The following is a 19,749-nucleotide window of genomic DNA, read 5'->3' on the forward strand; positions in this document are numbered from 1 at the left end:
CCCTCGTTTGGAAAAATCAAGCAAAAAAAATTACGCCAAAATGTTGCCACTACAGTATCTTGGAAACTTGGTATTGGCGTCAATCTCGATCGCAGATAGTGACGAAAATGACACAATAAGTGAGATGCAAAAAAAAGACGCCGCAGCGTCTTTTTTTTGCAGAACAAACTACTCTTCGCTTTCTTGTTCCGGCAGTTTCAGGCGACCAGTATGGTAATCGTATTCATAGACTTCGCCATAACGGCCCCATTCGATCGCCACTTCGAGCACGCGCTTGGCTTCGTCTGCTTTGAGGAATTCTTCCAACAATTCCAGCAAGGGTTGTTCCGACAAGTTGCCATTGACTTCGACTTCGAGTTTGCGCCGGATATGCGCGGCCAAGGGGACGTGCATGAGTAACTGTTGACCGAATAATTCCTGCTTCTCGGCTTGTTCGGCGTCGAAGTACTTTTGCCCCAAGGGGGTCAAGATGATGTCGCCTTTTTCCAGCACGGCAAAGCCGAGCAGGCTCAGCGCTTCATAGGTTGGGAATAATTCTTCATCCGACAATTCGGCTTCTTCGGCCAGTTGTGGCAAATCGGCGCGGCCATTGTAAGGGGTTGCGGCGACCATATCGAGAATCGCTTCGATGCGGCTGACATCGGTATCGGGCAAGCGGTAACCAAGATGCTTCGCGCTCGGTACTTCGGAACTGGCTTCATGGGTGGTGCGCATGGTCATCAAGCCATAGACTTCATCAATCAAGGCGCGCACTTCATGTGAATCCACATTCCGTGGTCGTGGCAAATCTATCTTGATTTCGCAACGGATCGTGCCGGGGTCGCTGGAAAGAATGATGATGCGATCGGCCATCACCACCGCTTCTTCGATATTGTGCGAGACTATCAAGATGCCTTTAGTGGAAATCTTATCTTCATCCCACAGTTCCAGCATGTCATTGCGCAGAGTTTCGCCGGTCAACACATCGAGTGCCGAGAAGGCTTCATCCATCAGCAGAATATCGGGATTGGTGACGAGTGCGCGGGCGATGCCAACGCGCTGTTTCATGCCACCTGATAATTCGCGCGGCAAAGCGCCACCAAAGCCAGCCAGACCGATCAATTCGAGCACAGCGTCGGCGCGCGTTTCACGTTCATCAGCGGCGACACCTTGGGCTTCGAGCCCGAGTTCAACGTTTTGCTGCACGGTTAACCACGGGAACAAGGCAAACGATTGGAATACCATCGCCACCCCGGCCACCGGGCCGTGTATGGTCTTGTCGCGGTAGGCGACCTTGCCCTTGTCGGCCGGGATCAAACCGGCCATGATGCGTAACAAAGTCGATTTACCGGAACCGGATTTGCCCAGCAAGGCGACGATTTCACCTTCTTTAAGCTGGAAATCGACTTTATCAAGAATGAGGCGCGACTTGCCGTCGGATGCCTTGAAGGATTTGGCGACCTGTTGCAGGTCTATCAGCAGCGGTTGATTCATCTTGATCTTCTTTCTTAACGAATATGGTCTTCGGCGAGCAAATACAATTTGCGCCAGAAAAAGCGGTTCAACATCATCACAAAAATACACATCACGCCTATGCCCAAGGCGATGCGATGAAAGTCACCGCTTTCCGTCATTTGTTTGATGTAACTGCCCAAGCCGTCTGCCACCAAAGTGGTTTTACCCCAAGTAACGTATTCGGCCACGATACTGGCATTCCACGAGCCACCGCTGGCGGTGATGGCACCGGTGATATAGCTGGGGAAAATCGCCGGCAAATACACGCGCTTCCATTTCAACCAACCCTTGAGTCCAAGATTATCGGCAGCCAGGCGCAATTCATTCGGAATAGTCGAGGCACCGGCGACGACATTGAACAAAATATACCACTGGGTACCGAAGACCATGAGCGGACTGAGCCAGATATTGGGCGAGAGTTTGAACGATACCATCGCATACACGACGATAGGAAACATCAGGTTGACTGGAAAGGCGGCCAGAAATTGCGCCAGTGCCTGCACTTTTTGTGAGTATTGCGGGCGCAAACCGATCCAAACTGAAATCGGCACCCATACCAGCGAAGCCAAACCGATCAACAACATCACCCGTGTGAGCGTAATGAGACCGAGTCCGAACACATGTACCACTTCACTCATGCCGACATCACTGCGGATGAAACTGACCAGACGAAACACTGCCAGCATGGTGATCACAATCAGCACCCCATCCCAAACCCGCGACCACAGCGGGCTCATGCCTTTTTTGATCGCCCGTTCGGAAGTGCCATCGTAGGTAACGGCAAACCACGATAAGCCGCGACTCATGAAGGACCAGAAATTTTCAGTCCAGCCGCGTATCCAACTGCTGTTGCGCATCCAATCGAGTAGCCACGATTGTTGCGATGCTTCTCCTTGCGATTCTTCGAAACGGAATTTATCTGCCCAAGCCAACAAAGGACGGAAAAACAATTGATCGTAGAGCAAAATACCGGTCAGCATGGCACCGATGGCCCAGGCGATGGCGGTACCGTTTTCAGTTTCAATCGCCACCGCAATATAGGAACCGATGCCCGGTAATTTGATATCTTGGCCGGCCACCGAAATCGCTTCAGCGGCAACCAAGAAAAACCAGCCACCCGACATCGACATCATCATATTCCACAGCAAACCTGGCATCGCATACGGCAACTCGAGGCGCCAGAAACGCTGCCAGCCGGATAGGCGAAAAATATGTGCGGCTTCTTGTAATTCGGGTGGTACGGTACGCATCGATTGATACAAACTGAATGCCATATTCCAAGCTTGCGAAGTGAAGATCGCAAAAATCGCCGCACATTCAACGCCTAACAAATTACCGGGAAACAAGGCGATGAACGGTGCGATCGCAATCGCCTGAAAGCCGAGAATCGGCAGCGATTGCAAGATATCGAGTGCCGGCACCATGACTTTTTCCGCCGCCGCATATTTCGCTGCGATAGCTGCAAAAGCCAGGCTGAACAAGAGTGAAAAGCCGAGCGCGGTAAACATGCGTAAGATGGTTCTGAGCAGGTAGTACGGCAGATACCAAGGATCGAGTGAGACTTCCAAAGCTTCGCCGACGGCAAACGGATGACTCATCTGCATGGCAGCGAAGGCGAAGATACTGACCAAGGCTAAAATCAGCGGCAGCAAGGCCCAATCCCAGCGGTTAGGACCACCATGATCGACCACATCGTCGCGTGAATTGAATTTGAATAATTCAAGCATGGCATCCTCCTGCTGACAGAAGGGTAAAACGAGAGATTAAATGAAGACGCAACAAACTGACTCCCCGGCAGATGAGCATACTCACCTGCATTGATGGATGTAAGCATCTGGCTGCCTGCCGAACTGAGGAGTCAGATGTCAAAAAACTTGGGTGAGTAGAAAATCAGCATCGTGCTGTCAATACTACTACCCGCCGAGTGGCAAGGTAGCAGCAGGAAATCTGCGGTTACCGTGCCGGGTTATGCGCTACAAAAGAGCGACAACTATAACTATCCACAGAATGAACTCCAAGACGATGAAGACCGCACTGTAACACAGGCGCAGGCCTGTTCACAATATGATGCGGTGCAAAAAATTGAATTTTTAGCGGCACTGAAAATAGCTTAATTCGGCTTCGCCGCGAGGCGGTTTTTTAACAACAAAATCAAGTCTTTCCGTTCATTTTCCAGCGCAAAATCGAGGGCAGTCATGCCCCGGTCATTTTTCAGGTATAGGTCGGCACCCTCGTCGATCAAGAGCTCGACCGCGGCATTTTTTCCGGAGCGTACAGCCATCATCAAAGGCGTGGTTTTATTCGGCGATTCGGTATCGATATACGCGGCATGCTCAAGCAAAACAGCAATGGTTTCGGGATTGCCGGAGGCGGCGGCATAATGCAATGCCGTCCAACCGACTTGGTTGACTTCGGCTCCAGCGGCGATCAATTTGGCCACGCTGTCGCTGTCACCGAGAAATGCGGCCAGCATCAAGGCGGTATCTCCGTTTGTTGCGCGCGCCTCGAGTTTCAGCTCCGGCAATTGCAATAGCAAATCGCGTACCTTGAAGGATTTTTCTCGCAGCGCTATCATCAAGGCCGTTTCGCCGCGCAGCGCTTCGACGGCATTGGCATCCATGCCGCGTGCCAGCAGAGTTTGCAGCTTCGCACTGTCATTGAAACGCACCGCAAATAAAAAATCGTCATAGCTGTCGGCCGACGCGGCGCTGCTGAGTAGCAGCAGCGCCAAGCAGCAAGCGGCAGGCGCGGACTTCATGCGACTTCCGCGGGCCGTTGCGCGTCCGAGAATAAGTCGAAGAAATTGCGCGTTGTCGCTTGCTGCACTTCTTGGGCGGAAATGCCGCGTAAATTAGCCAGAAATTCGCCGACATGGCGCACGAAACCGGGCTCGTTGGTTTTGCCGCGGTGCGGCATCGGTGCCAGATAAGGGGCATCGGTTTCGATCAAAATGCGTTCCAGCGGCAAGGCCCGTGCAACGGCTTGCAAATCCTTGGCACTCTTGAAGCTCAAGATGCCTGAAAAGGAAATATAAAAACCCATCGCTATGGCTGCCTCGGCCATTTCCAGCGACTCGGTAAAACAATGCAAGACACCCGCCACCCCACCCTGCGCAACGCCAGCCGCTTCTTCTTGCAAAATACGGATAGTATCGGCGGCGGCGGCGCGGGTGTGGATGATCAGCGGTTTGCGGCACAGGCGCGAAGCCCGAATATGTTGGCGAAAACGTTCGCGTTGCCACTCGAGATCGCCTTGCAGGCGAAAATAATCGAGCCCGGTTTCACCGATAGCAATCACTTTTGGATGCTGCGCCAACTCAACCAGTTGTTCCGCACTGGGTTCGGGCGTGTCTTCGTAATCGGGATGCACGCCGACTGAGGCATAGATGTGCGGATGAGCTTGCGCCAAGGCCAGCACTTGCGGAAAATCCGGCAAATCGACCGCCACGCAGAGCGCATGGCCGACCTCGTTAGTGCGCATCGTTTCCAAGATTTCCGGCAAACGTTGGACTAACTCAGGAAAATTGATATGGCAATGGGAATCAACGTACATAGAAAAATACCGGAAAAAGCGGCAGCATGGCTGCCGTCAGCAACAGAATCAGCGTGCCGCGATGACGTCGAGCACGGCTTGGGCAGAGAGTGCAGCAGTATCGCGCAACAATAAATGATGCATGTCGGTGAAACGCTGCTGCAACTGCTTTTGTATCATATCATCATTGAGCTGGGCCCAGATGGCATCGGCCAAAGCCAACGGCGTAGCGGCCGCCTGCAAAAACTCGGGCACCACGAATTCGCGCGCGAGAATATTTGGCAAGCCTATCCAAGGCTGATACCCCATGTGCTTGAGGATTTGCCATGAGGCTTCCATCATCTTGTAGGCGATGACCATCGGCTTTTTGAACAGTGCCACTTCCAGCGAGGCCGTGCCGGACGCGACCAGCACCGCATCGGCGGCGGCAATGGCGGTATGCGAACGACCATCGATCAGCAAGATCGCTACACCTTCGAGTTTGGCGGCGACGACCAATTCGATATAGTAATGGCGCTGCTTGTTACCGGCCATCGGCACCACGATTTGCAAATGGGGATCGCGCTCGAGCAGGAGTTTGGCGGCACCGACGAAGGCGACGGTATTATATTTAAGTTCCGACATCCGACTGCCGGGCAAAATCGCGACGACCTTGAAACGCGGGTCGAGTCCGAGCTCTGCACGGGCAGCCTCGACATCGATGTCCATAGGAATCACTTGTGCCAAAGGATGGCCGACATAGGTGGCGGGAATGCCGGCTTGGCGATAGATTTCCTCTTCAAAGGGAAATACCACCAACATATGCGTTACCGCTTGCGCAATTTTTTTGATCCGACCACCACGCCAAGCCCAAATCGATGGGCTGATATAGTGCATGGTTGGAATGCCCGCCTGTTTGAGCGCGATTTCCAAGTCAAGATTAAAATCCGGCGCATCGACGCCGATAAAGACGTCGGGCCGCTCCTGCAGCAAAGCTTGTTGCAGTTGTCGGCGTATACCGCTGATTTCGCGGTAATGCATGAGCACTTCGAACAGCCCGCGCACCGACAGCTTATCCATAGGATGGTCGCTGACGAAACCATACTCAGCCATATGCGGACCACCGATGCCGTGCATGAGCGAATCAGGCAAGCGTGGCCGCAAACCCGATAACAAGCGGTTAGCTAACATGTCGCCCGAGGTTTCACCAGCGACCATCGCAATGACAGGGGGATGATTTGCCATGGCGAGCCAGTCAGCGCACGATGCCACGTGCTGAGGCATCGAGAAAATCACGCAGCAAGCGTATCTGCAGCGCCGCATCACCGTTCAAGCTGGCGATCTGTTCATCGAGTGCGAGCTTGGCTTGGTCCAGTGTCAAACCCGATTTATACAATAATTTGTAGGCGTGGCGAATCGCATTGAGGGCATCGCGCTCGAAACCGCGCCGCTTCAAGCCTTCCAAATTCACACCGTGGGCTTGCGCCGGATTACCGGATAACAGCACAAATGGCGGTACGTCTTGCGTCAGACTGGTGTTCATGCCGACAAAGGCGTGTGCTCCGATTTTACAAAACTGATGCACCGCCGAAAAGCCACTCATGATGACCCAATCACCGATTTCTACGTGTCCGGCCAGTGCCGCATTATTGGAGAAAATGGTGTTATTGCCGACACTGCAGTCGTGCGCGATATGCACATAGGCGAGAAACCAATTATCGTTACCAATACGGGTGACGCCACGATCCTGCACGGTACCGCAATTGAAGGTACAGAATTCACGTATCAGATTGCGCTCACCGATTTCGAGATAGGTAATTTCACCGGCATATTTCTTATCTTGCGGCGGACCGCCGATCGAAGAAAAAGAGTGAAACACGTTCTCGCGCCCTATCGTGGTATGACCATTGATGACGACATGCGAACCGATTTTACTGCCGGCACCGATGCGGACATGCGGTCCGATGATGGCATAGGGGCCGACCTCGACGCTGCTGTCGAGCTCGGCCTTGGGATCAATCAGCGCGCTTGGGTGAATCAGCATTATTTCTCCGTATTGTCGTCAGTCTTGCGCATCGTGCACATCAGTTCGCCTTCGACTGCCAACTGGCCATCGACCGTACCTTTGGCTTTGTACTTCCAAATCCCGCGCGCTACCTTGATGACTTCGATTTCCATCTTCAATTGGTCACCTGGTTCGACCGGGCGCTTGAAGCGGGCACCGTCGATGCCGAGAAAATACACAATGGTCTTTTCATCAGGCTTTTGTCCCATCGTCAGGAACGATAAAATCGCGGCCGTTTGGGCCAAGGCTTCTATCATCAATACACCGGGCATGACCGGTTTGTTCGGGAAGTGACCGTTAAAAAACTCTTCGTTGGCGGTGACGTTTTTGATGGCGGTAATACTCTTACCCTCTTCCCAGTCAAGCACACGATCGACCAACAACATCGGATAGCGATGCGGCAGATATTCTTTGATTTCGTTGATATTCAGTGTTTTCTTCATGATGATTTCAATGTGTTGATGGTTTTTTCCAGCGCGCGGATTTTTTCACGCATGCCAGACAGATTACGGACGATCGCAGCAGTTTTTTCCCAGTCAGCATTTTTCGCCAAGGGGTAAAAACCGGTGTACTGGCCAGGTTCGAGTATGGATCGCGACACCATACTGGCCGAAGAAATGTGCACGTTATCGACGATGGTCAAATGACCGAGCACCATGGCGGCACCACCGAAAGTACAATGTTTGCCAATTTTGGCGCTACCGGCCACGCCAACGCAGCCGGCCATGGCTGTATGTGCACCGATATGGCAGTTGTGACCGATTTGAATCTGGTTATCGAGCTTGACGCCATCTTCAATAATCGTGTCAGCCAAGGCACCGCGATCAATACTGGTATTGGCACCGATCTCGACATCATTACCGATCACTACGCGACCGGTTTGCGGGATTTTGATCCAGCTGCCACGCTCGTTGGCAAAGCCGAAACCATCGGCACCGATCACCGCCCCGGAATGCACGATGCAACGCTCACCGATGACGCAATAATCATAAATGCTGACGTTGGCGTGAATCAGGCTGTCCGCCGCTATCGTCACACCACGTCCTAGCACAGTGCCCGCTTTGATCACGACACCAGCACCAATCACCGCCTCAGCCTCGATGCTGACCTGTGCACCGATGCTGGCAGTCGCGTCGATCAGCGCGTGCGGGCTGACCCAGGCGCTGGGATGGATGCCGGCTGGCGGAACGATCGCCACCAATGCCGCAAAATATTGCGCGGCCCGAGCGAAATACACGTAGGGGTTATCGCTGACGATGCGCGCGCCCGTGTACTCAGTGCCAATCTGTGTGTGGTCGGACGGTGTCAGTATCAAGGCCGCTGCCTGCGAAGCAGCCGCTTGCGCGCGCAATTTGCTATTGGAGAGAAAGCTCACGTGCTGCGCACCGGCCTCACTCAAAGCAGCAATGCCGGAAACGCAAATATCGGGAGATCCGATCAATTGACCACCGAAGCGATCGACTAATTCTCCCAGCCGAGTGCTCGTCGTGGTCATGATTTATTTGGAGAGCGCTTTGAGCACCTTGTCTGTGATATCGACGCGCGGATTGGAGTAGACCGCATCCTGTAAAACGATATCGTATTTTTCAGTTTCGGCGATCAGCTTAACGGCTTTCACTGCGCGATCAACCAAGGCGGCGATTTCTTCATTCTTGCGCTGATTCAAATCTTCATTGAAAATTCTTTGTTTGCGCTTGAAATCTTGATCGAGATCAGTCAGATCACGCTGACGCTTGATCCGTTCCGATTCCGACAGCACCGGTGATTCTTTATCGAGTTTTTCAGCAATCGTTTTGATCTTCGCTGACAAATCTTGCAATTCCTTGCCACGCTTGGAAAATTCTTGCTCAATCTTGGCTTCAGCAGCTTTGGCAGGTGCCGACTCCCGAATCACTCGCTGAGAATCAAATATCGCAACCTTGAAATCCTGCGCATGGACCTGGGCAACGCTGAGTACGCAGACCGCACAAACCATTAAGCGTTGAAACAATTTGGACGGGGTAATAAGTTGACTCAAAATAATCTCCGTAACACGAACAAAAGCTAACAAAAGCTAACAAACACAAACAAGCAGCACAGCAGCGATCAGAAACCGGTACCCATCTGGAACTGGAACGATTGCTTCTTATCTTCCGGCTTGGCATTCAAAGCACGACCAAAGCTCAGTTTCAAAGGACCGACCGGAGAAATCCAGCTTATACCAATACCTGCACCAAAACGCAAATCGCGCACTTGAATTTTTTGACCTTCATCAAAAACTTGGCCGCCATCGAGGAAGGTGAACCAGCGCAGCGACTTATCCGCACCCGGGAACGGGATTTGGAACTCGATGTTACCGATAATCCGTGCGGCACCGCCGAGCGAATCATTATTCGGATCGCGGGTACCGAGCGACGAAGGCTCATAGCCGCGTACCGAGCCGATACCACCGGCATAGAAGTTTTTAAAGATAGGATAAGGATTACCACCCAAACCGTGACCATAATCGAATTCGCCATTGAGCGCGAGAATCACCGAACGATATACCGGCTTGAAGTACTGCGCATTATAAATTGCACGGTAGTACTTCAGATTGCCGATCGCCGCCACTTCCAGATTGGCACGCTGATAGCGGCCAACCGATGGCGTGAGCACGCTGTCGCGGCTGTCACGCTGCCAAGCAGCCGTCAGTGGAAATGAAGTGGTGGTGGCGGTGCCGATACCGAAGTCGGGATCGGTCGGGTCCGTCACCGCGCTGCCGTAGGTAGCCACATACTGCTTGTAGCGCTGCGGACTGCTGTACGAGGTGGTCGACACCTTGGTACGCTCGGCACCGATACCGAAGAAGACGGTATCGACTTCCGAGAACGGTACGCCGAAACGCATATTGCCGCCGGTGGTTTGGATTTTATAGTCACCGACGCTGCCGATGACAGGCCGCGTCGTGCGCAAATACGCTTCCAAACTGCGGCTGATGCCATCATCGGTGAAATACGGATCGACGTGCGACAAGGCGACTGTACGGTTTTGGCTGCTGGTATTGACTTCAAGACCGATGGTATCGCCACTGCCGAAGGCATTGGCTTGAGAAATCGAGCCGGACAAGGTCAAGCGTTCGGCATTCGAGTAGCCGGCACCGAACATCAGATTACCGGTCGGTTTTTCCGTGACAGTCAGGTTGATATCGACTTGATCGGTACTGGTGGCGACTTCCGGCGTTTCCAACTTAACGTCATTAAAGAAGCTCAAGCGTTCAACGCGATCACGTGAAGCTTTGATTTTTTCGCCGTCATACCACGAAGCTTCAAACTGGCGGAATTCGCGGCGGATGACTTCATCGCGGGTGCGGGTATTGCCGGCCAAATTGATGTGGCGTACATAGACACGCTTACCGGGGTCGACCAAGACCGTAAACGCCACTTCTTTTTTCTCTTTATTGAGAATAGGATTGGCATTGACGTTGGCGAAAGCATAGCCGAAGTTACCCATGCGTTCGGAAATACGTTTAGTGCTCTCCGTGAGCAAGGCTGCATTGTAAATATCGCCCTTCTTGAGCAACAACAGTGAACCGAGCTCGGTTTCACGACCGAACATCTCGCCTTCGAGCTTGATATCAGAGATATTGTATTTATCGCCTTCAACCAGGTTGACGGTGATGTAAATGTCTTTTTTATCGGCGGAGATCGCGATCTGGCTCGATAAAATTTGCATTTCGAGATAGCCGCGGTTTTGATAAAACGAGCGCAGGGTTTCCAAATCGCCGGCCAGCTTTTGCTTCGAATACTGATCGGCCTTGGTGTACCAAGAAAACCAAGTCGGCGTGTTGAGTGCCATGGTAGCGCGCAGATCGCTGTCAGAGAAGGCCTTGTTGCCGATGATATTGATTTGTGCAATACGGGCGATATCACCCTCATCGACGGCAAACGTGACCCGCACCCGATTACGCTCGATCGGCGTAATGGTGGTGGTGATCTGCATGCCGTACAAGCCCTTGGACAGGTATTGTCGCTTGAGTTCTTGCTCGGCGCGATCAACCGTCGCCTTATCGAAAATCCGCGATTCGCCGATACCGATATCTTTGAGCGCCTTGATCAGCGCATCTTTCTCGAATTCTTTGGTGCCGCTGAATTCAACGCCGGCAATGGTGGGACGCTCTTCCAACAGCACCACCAACACGCCATCTTGCTCTTCAATTTGAATATCTTTGAAAAACCCGGTTGCATACAGCGATTTGATCGCTGCCGTACTCTTGGCTTCGTCAAAGGTTTCACCTACCTTGACCGGTAAGTAACTGAATACCGTGCCAGCTTCGGTGCGCTGCAAACCTTCTACCCGAATATCTTTGACGGTGAATGCAGGAATCGCCAAGGCGCTGCCGGTGCAAAGCGCCAAGGCAGCTAAAGCAATGGATTTGAGTCGAAAATTTGGCAAAGTAAAGTGCTCGATATGTAATTTCATTGGGTGTAAAGTTCTTTCAATACTCTCAATATTGCTATCTGGAATGAATTCCGGTGATCAATCTGACTATTATGACATTAGTCTGGCAATGTCATTGAAAAAAGCGACTGCCATCATTGCTAACAACAAGGCCACTCCGACCCGCTGCGCAATCTCGCCGAAACGTTCAGGCACGGGCTTACCCGTTAAAACTTCCAGCGAATAATACAACAAATGGCCTCCGTCCAACACTGGTATAGGCAGCAAATTCATGACACCCAAGCTAATACTGATCAAAGCCATGAAACTGATGTAGCTGATCCAACCCGATCGCGAGGTTTGCCCAGCATAATCAGCGATCGTAATCGGGCCGGTAATATTTTTCAAGGAGACTTCGCCGACCAACATTTTCCCCAGCATGGAGACGCTCATCACGCTGGCATCCCAAGTTTTGCTCACGCTCTTGCTCACCGCTTGTGGCAGCGATGCCGCACTCACCACCATTTGCGGTGCGAGCATCATTTGTATCTTCAAGCGTCCGATGGTCTTGCCATTGACTTCCTCGGCCAGCGGCTTGGCTTGAATTTCTAAAATTTCTTTTCCACGTGCTATTTTGAAATGCAATTCTTTGCCAGGCGAAGCATTAATGGTTTCGGTCAAGGCCAAGCCATCAAGCATGGTCACGCCATCCACTGCCAAAACCAAGTCAGCTTGACGCAAACCGGCCTGCGCCGCCGGCCCACCAGCCAAAACCGGCCCTAACACCGCAGCAGGACGGGCTAAACCCAAGCCTAAGCGGGCCAGAAAATCGGCTTCCAGATCCTGGGTTGACAATTGCTTAAGCGGCAAATCGACCACGCGCCGTAGCGATTGACCAGTCGCTACATCGAAGCGCTCGACCTCTAATTCAGCATTCGATTTCGCCAATGCCAGTTGCAACAAGCGCCATTGCATATCACCCCAGCTTTGTACCGTTTGCCCAGCCACGCTGACAATCAGATCGCCATGCCGCAAACCGGCTTGCGCGGCCACCGAGGATGTCGATGAGACACGAATTTTAGCGATAGGTTCAGGAACACCATGTAAAAACAAGCCCGCATACAAAACAATCGCGAGCAAAAAATTCGCCAACGGACCGGCCGCCACGATGATCATACGCTTCCATACCGACTGCCGCCCGAATTCACGCGGCAAATCTGCGGCAGAAATGTCGCTTAAATCTTGTTCGCGCGCATCCAACATCTTGACGTAACCACCGAGCGGCAACAAAGACAGTGCAAATTCAGTTTGATCAGCGCCGAAGCGACGCATGAAAATCACGCGCCCCATTCCCAACGAGAAGCGCAATACTTTCACACCACACAGACGGGCCGCCAAATAATGGCCGAACTCGTGAATGCTGATCAGCACTCCGAGCACCACGGCGAACGCCAAAAGAGTTTGCAAGAGATTCATCGGCTTATGATCGCATGAGAAACCGCTCTGGCGTGCGCATCGGCGGCTAAAATATCGGGCAAATCGCTGAGTTCGCTCAAAGCGATGACATCGAGGCTTGCAGCGATGACCTCGGCAATGCGGGTAAAACTGATCCGGCCCTCGAGAAAAGCCTGTACTGCCACTTCATTACTGGCATTCAAAATCGTCGCTGCCGAAGCACCGCTGCGCAGCGCTTGATAGGCCAGCGCCAGACAGGGAAAGCGCGTCAAGTCAGGAGCGGTGAAGTGCAACTGCCCGACTTGAATCAAATCAAGCGGTGCGACACCAGAGTCTATGCGTTCCGGATAGGCCAGGCCATACGCAATGGGAGTGCGCATATCGGGATTTCCCAATTGGGCCAGCACCGAGCCGTCATGATAGGAAACCATGGAGTGAATCACGCTCTGCGGATGAATCAAGACGTCGATATGCTCGGCCGGCGCCGCGAAGAGCCAGTGCGCTTCGATCACTTCCAAGCCCTTGTTCATCATCGTTGCCGAATCGATGGAAATTTTTCGCCCCATTACCCATTTCGGGTGCGCCACCGCTTGCTCCGGCGTTACTGTCGCCATGGTATCGAGCGCGCGCGTCAGGAAGGGACCACCGGAAGCGGTCAACACAATTTTGCGCACACCATGCTGGGCCATGCCGCCTTGGTAATCACGCGGCAGGCATTGAAAAATAGCATTATGTTCACTGTCGATAGGCAGCAAGGCCGAGCCACTCTTGCGCACCGCATCCATGAACAATTGCCCGGACATGACCAAGGCTTCCTTATTGGCCAATAAGATTTTCTTGCCCGCTTGTGCTGCTGCCAGCGTAGGCGGTAAGCCGGCCGCGCCAACGATGGCAGCCATCACGCTGTCACATTCGCTGGAACTGGCCACTGCACACAAAGCTTCAGGACCATATTCGATTTGTATCGACTGCAGCTTTTTTTCACATAACAGCAGGTGCAGCGCATCGGCGGCGGCGGCCGTGCCGACTACTACCACTTGCGGCAAAAACTGTGCACACTGTTGCGCCAGCTTTTCGACTTGCGTGTGTGCGGTCAGCGCATACACACGGTAGCGGTCGGGATGACGGGCGATCACATCGAGCGTAGAAACGCCGATAGAGCCGGTCGCGCCGAGAATACAAATACGTTGTAGTTTGCTCATACTTATACAAAAACCCTTACTAAAACCACAAACCTGACAAGGCTGCCAACGGCAATACCGGTATCAAGGCATCGATACGATCAAGCACACCGCCATGGCCAGGCAAGAGATTGCTACTATCTTTCATGCCAGCACGGCGCTTGAGCATGGATTCAAACAAATCGCCGACCACACTGGCGGCCGCCAGCACACTCAACACCAACAACAAGACCGCGTAACCATGCTTATGCAAAATCTGTGCGGCAAAGCTTTGCTGCAATGCCGGCAGCAGAGTGGAACCGACACCAAGCAAGAGCACCATGACCCAACCACCGATTGCACCCTCCCACGATTTGCCGGGAGAAATACTGGGCGCGAGCTTGTGCTTACCAAAGGCTTTGCCGGAAAAATAGGCGCCGATGTCAGCGACCCAGACAATCACCATGACGGAGAGTAAGTATAAGGGGGAATGAGTAAACAGCACGGCGATAGCCGTAAAGCAGCCAAAAATACAGATGCCGTACAAGGTACTGAGTATGCCATTGGAAAAGCCGAATCCAGGTAAGCCACGCGCCAACAAAGGCGTCAGACGCAGCAACCAGAAAGCCACGCACAGAGCGAACAGCAAGCCGGCAGAAAAATCTTTTAAATGGAACAGCAGATAGCCGAAGAAGGCCGTCCAAACGGCCGACATCAGCAGCGGCAAGGGTTTTTTGAATAAACGCTGACATTCCCATATCGCGGCAGCAAAAAATGCCAACACAATCGCAGAAAAGGCGAAAAAATTGGCCGAGTACAGCACCGGCAATAATATTGCCAATAAAATCAGTGCCGTAATGATGCGCGTTTTTAACATCAATGACTTTCTATCCGACTGCCGGCGCACAGTACTGCGCGATGCAGGTCTGCCAGCATGAAAGAGGAGCACGCAGGCTCGAAACTGGCACTATTTGCCCAAGTGAGCAGAGTAACCCCGACAGCCCGGCTGGCGTCACACTGCCGGGCCGGGCCACGGCAGCGGCCCTGAATGAACAGAAAACTGTTCGCACCCTGGCTATACGGTCAAGACTTCTTTTTCTTTTTCGCCCAGCAGTCTGTCGACTTCCGCCACAAATTTGTCAGTCAGTTTCTGTACTTCATCTTGCGAGCGACGTTCGTCATCTTCCGAACATTCTTTATCTTTCAAAATCTTTTTCAAGGACTCATTGGCATCGCGACGGATATTGCGGATCGCAATTTTTGCACCCTCACCTTCGGTCTTGACCAACTTAACCATTTCTTTGCGACGCTCTTCTGTCAGCGGCGGTGTCGGCACACGAATCACTTCGCCTTGGCTCGATGGATTCAAGCCAAGATCGGCATCACGAATCGCTTTTTCTATCGCGCTGAGCATTTTCTTTTCAAACGGCTGCACACCAATGGTGCGCGCATCGATCAGATTGACATTGGCAACCTGAGTAATATTGGTCGGCGAGCCATAGTAATCAACCATCACATGATCAAGAATACCAACATGGGCACGACCGGTTCTGACTTTTGATAAATCCGATTTGAGGGTCTCAATCGACTTCTGCATGCGGATATCACTGTTTTTTTTAACGTCTGTTACGCTCATTCTGTCCTCCAGTACTTCAATTTCTGATTCTCGCCAAACCTGCCCACTGCAGCTACGGCGCGCTCATCGTGCTCACATTCCGAGCAGGCTTAGACCGCCCACTCCAGAAACGCTGCATTATACGTGCACAAGGGTGCCCTCGTCAGCCCCCATGATGACATTCTTCAAAGCACCTGGTTTAATGATGGAGAATACTTTGATCGGCAATTTCTGGTCACGGCACAAGGCAAACGCCGTGGCATCCATCACTTGAAGGTGGCGCGAAATCGCTTCATCGAAAGAAATGGTTGTATAGCGCGTAGCCGTCGGATCTTTTTTCGGATCAGCCGTATAGACGCCATCGACTTTGGTGGCTTTGAGCACGATCTCGGCACCGATTTCCGAACCACGCAAGGCCGCGGCCGTGTCGGTAGTGAAGAAAGGATTGCCGGTACCGGCGGCAAACACGACGACTTTGCCCTCTTCGAGATATTGCAAAGCCTTAGGACGCACATAGGGCTCGACAACTTGATCAATCGCAATTGCCGACATCACACGTGCCGTCAAGCCAACTTGACGCATAGCATCTGCCAAAGCCAGTGAATTCATCACTGTTGCCAACATACCCATGTAATCGGCGGTCGCACGGTCCATGCCTTGTGCACCCGGTGCCACGCCACGGAAAATATTACCGCCGCCGATGACGATGGCCAATTCCACGCCCATGCGCGACACTTCTGCCACGTCAGCCACCATACGTTCAATGGTAATGCGGTTAATGCCAAATGGGTCATCGCCCATCAAGGCTTCACCAGAGAGCTTCAAGAGTACGCGCTTGTAAGCAGGTTTTGTCATGATAGGACTCCTTCTGGAAGATTGATTATGAAATAGAGAAAATGAATAGGTATTTGCTGTGCACACGCACACCTTAGGCCAGTACACACTCGCACAGCAAATACCACTCAGCAGCGGGGTTTAAAAAAACGGGCCTTTCGGCCCGTTTCTGATTACGCTTGCTGGGCGGCTGCAACTTGCGCTGCAACTTCTGCTGCAAAGTCATCGACTTTCTTTTCTATACCTTCACCGACAACAAACATGGTAAACGCTTTCACCGATGAATTGGCGGCTTTGAGCATTTGTTCCACGGTTTGCTTATCGTTTTTAACGAATGGTTGATTGAGCAAAGAAACTTCTTTGAGGAATTTCTGTACCGAACCGTCTATCATTTTAGCCACGATTTCGGCTGGCTTGCCGGATTCAGCAGCTTTCTGCGCGGCAACCGAACGTTCTTTTTCGATCAATTCTGCAGGAACTTGCTCAGTCGACAAAGAAACTGGCTTCATCGCAGCAATGTGCATCGCTACATCTTTACCAACTTGCTCATCCGCGCCATCAAATTCAACGATCACACCGATGCGGGTACCATGCAGGTAAGAAGCCAATTTAGCCGAGCTGTCGAAACGAGCAAAACGACGGAAAGACATGTTTTCGCCAATTTTACCGATCAATGCAGCACGTACTTCTTCGACAGTCTTACCATCGAGCGGCAACGCGCCCACAGCAGCGACGTCAACTGGATTGTGTTCAGCGATCAATTTTGCAACGGTATTCGCCATTGCGAGGAAATCATCGTTCTTCGTCACAAAGTCAGTTTCGCAATTAACTTCAAGCAAGACGCCGACATTCCCAGCTACATAAGAAGCAACCACGCCTTCGGCAGTGATACGCGAAGCAGCTTTTGATGCTTTGCTACCCAACTTAACGCGCAGCAATTCTTCCGCACGGTCCATATCGCCTTCTGCTTCTGTCAGTGCTTTTTTGCACTCCATCATAGGTGCATCTGTTTTTGCGCGCAAAGCGCCAACCATCGCTGCTGTAACCGCTGCCATGTAATTCTCCTGAGTTGAAGATGCCGATAAGCATCATCATTAAATTTTGTTTAAAAAAAAGGGCGAACGATTGTTGCCCCATTTTTTGCATGATGCAAGCTCAGTCGCATCATGCGTTTAAGCTGTACGTATTACGCTTGCTCTACTTCAACAAACTCATCCGCACTCGGCTTCACAGCTTCCAACACTTCGTTGACAGCATTTGCACGACCTTCAAGGATGGCATCAGCCACGCCACGAGCGTACAGAGCAATCGCTTTCGACGAGTCATCATTACCTGGAATGATGAAAGCAACACCGTCCGGGGAGTGATTCGTATCAACGATACCGATGACTGGGATACCCAGTTTAGCGGCTTCAGTGATAGCACCCTTGTGGTAGCCGACGTCGACGACAAAAATTGCGTCAGGAATGCCGCCCATATCTTTAATACCACCGATGGATTTTTGCAGCTTGATCATTTCGCGATCAAACATCAAGGCTTCTTTTTTCGACAATTTTTCAACTGAACCGTCTTCGATCGACGCTTCCATGTCTTTCAAACGCTTGATCGATGTTTTGACAGTTTTGAAGTTTGTCAACATACCGCCCAACCAACGTTGATCAACGAAAGGCATGCCGGAACGTGCAGCTTCTGCAGCGATGATTTCACGCGATTGACGTTTTGTACCAACCAACAAGACTGTGCCGCGATTCGACGACAATTGACGGATGTACTTCATGGCTTCTTGGTACATCGCCAATGTTTTTTCCAAATTGACGATATGAATTTTGTTGCGATGACCGAAAATATACGGTGCCATCTTTGGATTCCAAAAACGAGTTTGGTGACCAAAATGGACGCCGGCTTCCAGCATTTCGCGCATTGTTACAGACATAATAACTCCAGGGTTAGGTCTTGAATCCAGCCAGTGATCTGACGATACATATCGAAAGACACCCTTTTCGACCGGATTCGATTGATAAGAATTGAATTAACTTACAGAGAATTTGCATTGTTTTGCAAGCTAACCATCTATTCTACTATGAAACCGCTTCTTTACTCAAGGGAGGCGCAGATTTAATCCAAGTGGCTTGACGGTCGCCGCGTTTTCAGCGACTTGACTACGGCCATTACATCAAAAATCGCTTATCGCGCAATTGACCATCCCCCCCCCAAAAAAAAATGGACAAGCAGCAGCCTGTATTTGCCTGTAACACCACGAGTAAGGCGTTCCTCGCTTATAATTCTCTTGTCGGCGCGTCCACGCGCTGGAAATAACGCCACAATCTACAAGAACAAAAATATTTTGTCCGGCACAGCCGGACTACTTTTATCACCCCCTCGATATTGCGGGGTGCAAGGACAAATTATGGAAGCTATCTCGATTAAAACCGCGGAAGACATCGCTGGTATGCGCATTGCCGGCAGACTGGCCTCGGAAGTGCTCGATTATATTACCCCCTTCGTCAAAGTTGGCGTAACGACTGGCGAACTTGACCGTTTATGCCATGAATTCATGTCGCAGGTGCAAGATACGATACCGGCCCCGCTGAACTACTGCCCGCCCGGCTATACGCCATACCCGAAAGCTATCTGCACTTCAGTCAATGATGTGATTTGCCATGGCATTCCGGGCGATAAAGTACTCAAGAGCGGCGACTCGGTTAATCTCGATATCACTGTGATCAAAAATGGCTACCATGGCGATACCAGCCGCATGTTTTTGGTCGGAGAACCATCGATACTGAGCAAGCGTTTAAGTGAAATCACCTATGAGTGTATGTGGCTGGGCATTGCGAAAATCAAGCCAGGTGCGCATCTCGGCGATATTGGTCATGTTATTCAGCAGTATGCTGAAAAAGCCGGTTACAGTGTGGTGCGCGAGTTTTGCGGCCACGGCATAGGGAAAATTTTCCACGAAGCGCCGCAGGTGATGCATTACGGCAAACCCGGCACCATGGAACGTCTGGAAGCCGGCATGATTTTCACGGTCGAGCCGATGATCAATGCCGGTCGTCGCGACATCCGCGAAATGGGTGATGGCTGGACCATCAAGACCAAAGATCGCAGCTTGTCGGCCCAGTGGGAGCATACGGTGCTGGTAACCGAAACTGGCTACGAAGTGCTGACTTTGTCGGCCGGCTATCCGGCAATTCCTGACTACATCAAAATCGCCTGAGGTG

The 19,749-nt window shown here is 51.8% G+C and carries 19 protein-coding genes; 2 read left to right on the forward strand and 17 right to left on the reverse strand.

The window, feature by feature from the left end; all coding sequences use genetic code 11:
* Positions 1-168: 168 nt before the first annotated feature.
* On the reverse strand, positions 169-1,473 hold the full coding sequence (locus RHM61_RS16840; protein ID WP_322248442.1) for a nitrate/sulfonate/bicarbonate ABC transporter ATP-binding protein: 1,305 nt from the start codon (positions 1,471-1,473) through the stop codon (positions 169-171).
* Positions 1,474-1,487: 14 nt separating this feature from the next.
* Positions 1,488-3,221 carry an ABC transporter permease subunit gene (locus RHM61_RS16845; protein ID WP_322248443.1) on the reverse strand — a complete coding sequence of 578 codons (1,734 nt, stop codon included), beginning with the start codon at positions 3,219-3,221 and terminating at the stop codon, positions 1,488-1,490.
* A 171-nt stretch (positions 3,222-3,392) separates the two neighbouring features.
* Here RHM61_RS16845 and RHM61_RS16850 point away from each other — a divergent pair, with 171 nt between their 5' ends.
* Positions 3,393-3,608, forward strand: coding sequence for a hypothetical protein (locus tag RHM61_RS16850; protein ID WP_322248444.1), 216 nt, complete (start codon positions 3,393-3,395; stop codon positions 3,606-3,608).
* On the opposite strand, the gene RHM61_RS16855 is transcribed toward RHM61_RS16850, so the two are convergent.
* The 15 genes from RHM61_RS16855 to rpsB form a co-directional block, all read right to left on the reverse strand.
* Positions 3,605-4,252, reverse strand: coding sequence for an ankyrin repeat domain-containing protein (locus tag RHM61_RS16855; protein ID WP_322248445.1), 648 nt, complete (start codon positions 4,250-4,252; stop codon positions 3,605-3,607). The two genes, RHM61_RS16850 and RHM61_RS16855, sit on opposite strands and share 4 nt — an antisense overlap.
* Positions 4,249-5,046 (reverse strand): TatD family hydrolase, encoded by a 798-nt coding sequence (locus RHM61_RS16860; RefSeq protein WP_322248446.1) that lies wholly within the window; start codon positions 5,044-5,046, stop codon positions 4,249-4,251. Before RHM61_RS16860 ends, RHM61_RS16855 begins: the two co-directional genes overlap by 4 nt.
* Positions 5,047-5,094: 48 nt before the next feature.
* On the reverse strand, positions 5,095-6,249 hold the full coding sequence (lpxB, locus tag RHM61_RS16865) for a lipid-A-disaccharide synthase (RefSeq protein ID WP_322248447.1): 1,155 nt from the start codon (positions 6,247-6,249) through the stop codon (positions 5,095-5,097).
* Between the two features lie 10 nt (positions 6,250-6,259).
* Positions 6,260-7,048 carry an acyl-ACP--UDP-N-acetylglucosamine O-acyltransferase gene (gene lpxA / locus RHM61_RS16870; RefSeq protein ID WP_416200191.1) on the reverse strand — a complete coding sequence of 263 codons (789 nt, stop codon included), beginning with the start codon at positions 7,046-7,048 and terminating at the stop codon, positions 6,260-6,262.
* Positions 7,048-7,512: a 3-hydroxyacyl-ACP dehydratase FabZ gene (gene fabZ, locus RHM61_RS16875; RefSeq protein WP_322248448.1), complete on the reverse strand. Its 465-nt coding sequence runs from the start codon at positions 7,510-7,512 to the stop codon at positions 7,048-7,050. Before fabZ ends, lpxA begins: the two co-directional genes overlap by 1 nt.
* A complete protein-coding gene (gene lpxD / locus RHM61_RS16880) occupies positions 7,509-8,564 on the reverse strand; it encodes a UDP-3-O-(3-hydroxymyristoyl)glucosamine N-acyltransferase (protein WP_322248449.1) in 1,056 nt (351 codons plus the stop codon). The genes fabZ and lpxD overlap by 4 nt, the downstream gene beginning before the upstream one ends.
* Before the next feature lie 3 nt (positions 8,565-8,567).
* Positions 8,568-9,044, reverse strand: coding sequence for an OmpH family outer membrane protein (locus RHM61_RS16885; protein ID WP_322251121.1), 477 nt, complete (start codon positions 9,042-9,044; stop codon positions 8,568-8,570).
* Positions 9,045-9,154: 110 nt separating this feature from the next.
* Positions 9,155-11,506, reverse strand: coding sequence for an outer membrane protein assembly factor BamA (bamA, locus tag RHM61_RS16890; protein ID WP_322248450.1), 2,352 nt, complete (start codon positions 11,504-11,506; stop codon positions 9,155-9,157).
* Positions 11,507-11,575: 69 nt separating this feature from the next.
* Positions 11,576-12,940, reverse strand: a complete 1,365-nt coding sequence (gene rseP, locus RHM61_RS16895; protein ID WP_322248451.1) for an RIP metalloprotease RseP — start codon at positions 12,938-12,940, stop codon at positions 11,576-11,578.
* Complete coding sequence (gene ispC, locus RHM61_RS16900) at positions 12,937-14,121, reverse strand: 1-deoxy-D-xylulose-5-phosphate reductoisomerase (protein ID WP_322248452.1); 1,185 nt, start codon at positions 14,119-14,121, stop codon at positions 12,937-12,939. Before ispC ends, rseP begins: the two co-directional genes overlap by 4 nt.
* A 19-nt stretch (positions 14,122-14,140) precedes the next feature.
* The gene (locus RHM61_RS16905) at positions 14,141-14,956 is read right to left on the reverse strand and encodes a phosphatidate cytidylyltransferase (RefSeq protein ID WP_322248453.1); all 816 of its coding nucleotides are present in this window, start codon (positions 14,954-14,956) and stop codon (positions 14,141-14,143) included.
* Between the two features lie 198 nt (positions 14,957-15,154).
* Positions 15,155-15,715: a ribosome recycling factor gene (frr, locus tag RHM61_RS16910; protein ID WP_322248454.1), complete on the reverse strand. Its 561-nt coding sequence runs from the start codon at positions 15,713-15,715 to the stop codon at positions 15,155-15,157.
* 117 nt (positions 15,716-15,832) lie between these two features.
* Complete coding sequence (gene pyrH, locus RHM61_RS16915; protein WP_322248455.1) at positions 15,833-16,549, reverse strand: UMP kinase; 717 nt, start codon at positions 16,547-16,549, stop codon at positions 15,833-15,835.
* A 152-nt stretch (positions 16,550-16,701) separates the two neighbouring features.
* Positions 16,702-17,583, reverse strand: a complete 882-nt coding sequence (tsf, locus tag RHM61_RS16920) for a translation elongation factor Ts (protein ID WP_322248456.1) — start codon at positions 17,581-17,583, stop codon at positions 16,702-16,704.
* 131 nt (positions 17,584-17,714) lie between these two features.
* Positions 17,715-18,461, reverse strand: a complete 747-nt coding sequence (gene rpsB, locus RHM61_RS16925; RefSeq protein ID WP_322248457.1) for a 30S ribosomal protein S2 — start codon at positions 18,459-18,461, stop codon at positions 17,715-17,717.
* A gap of 474 nt (positions 18,462-18,935) precedes the next feature.
* On the opposite strand from rpsB, the gene map reads away from it, so the two are divergent.
* Entirely contained in the window at positions 18,936-19,745 is an 810-nt protein-coding gene (gene map / locus RHM61_RS16930; RefSeq protein ID WP_322248458.1) for a type I methionyl aminopeptidase, read from the forward strand.
* The last annotated feature ends 4 nt before the right edge of the window (positions 19,746-19,749 follow it).

The sequence above is a fragment of the Undibacterium sp. CCC3.4 genome (assembly GCF_034347425.1).
Taxonomy (GTDB): Bacteria; Pseudomonadota; Gammaproteobacteria; order Burkholderiales; family Burkholderiaceae_D; genus Undibacterium.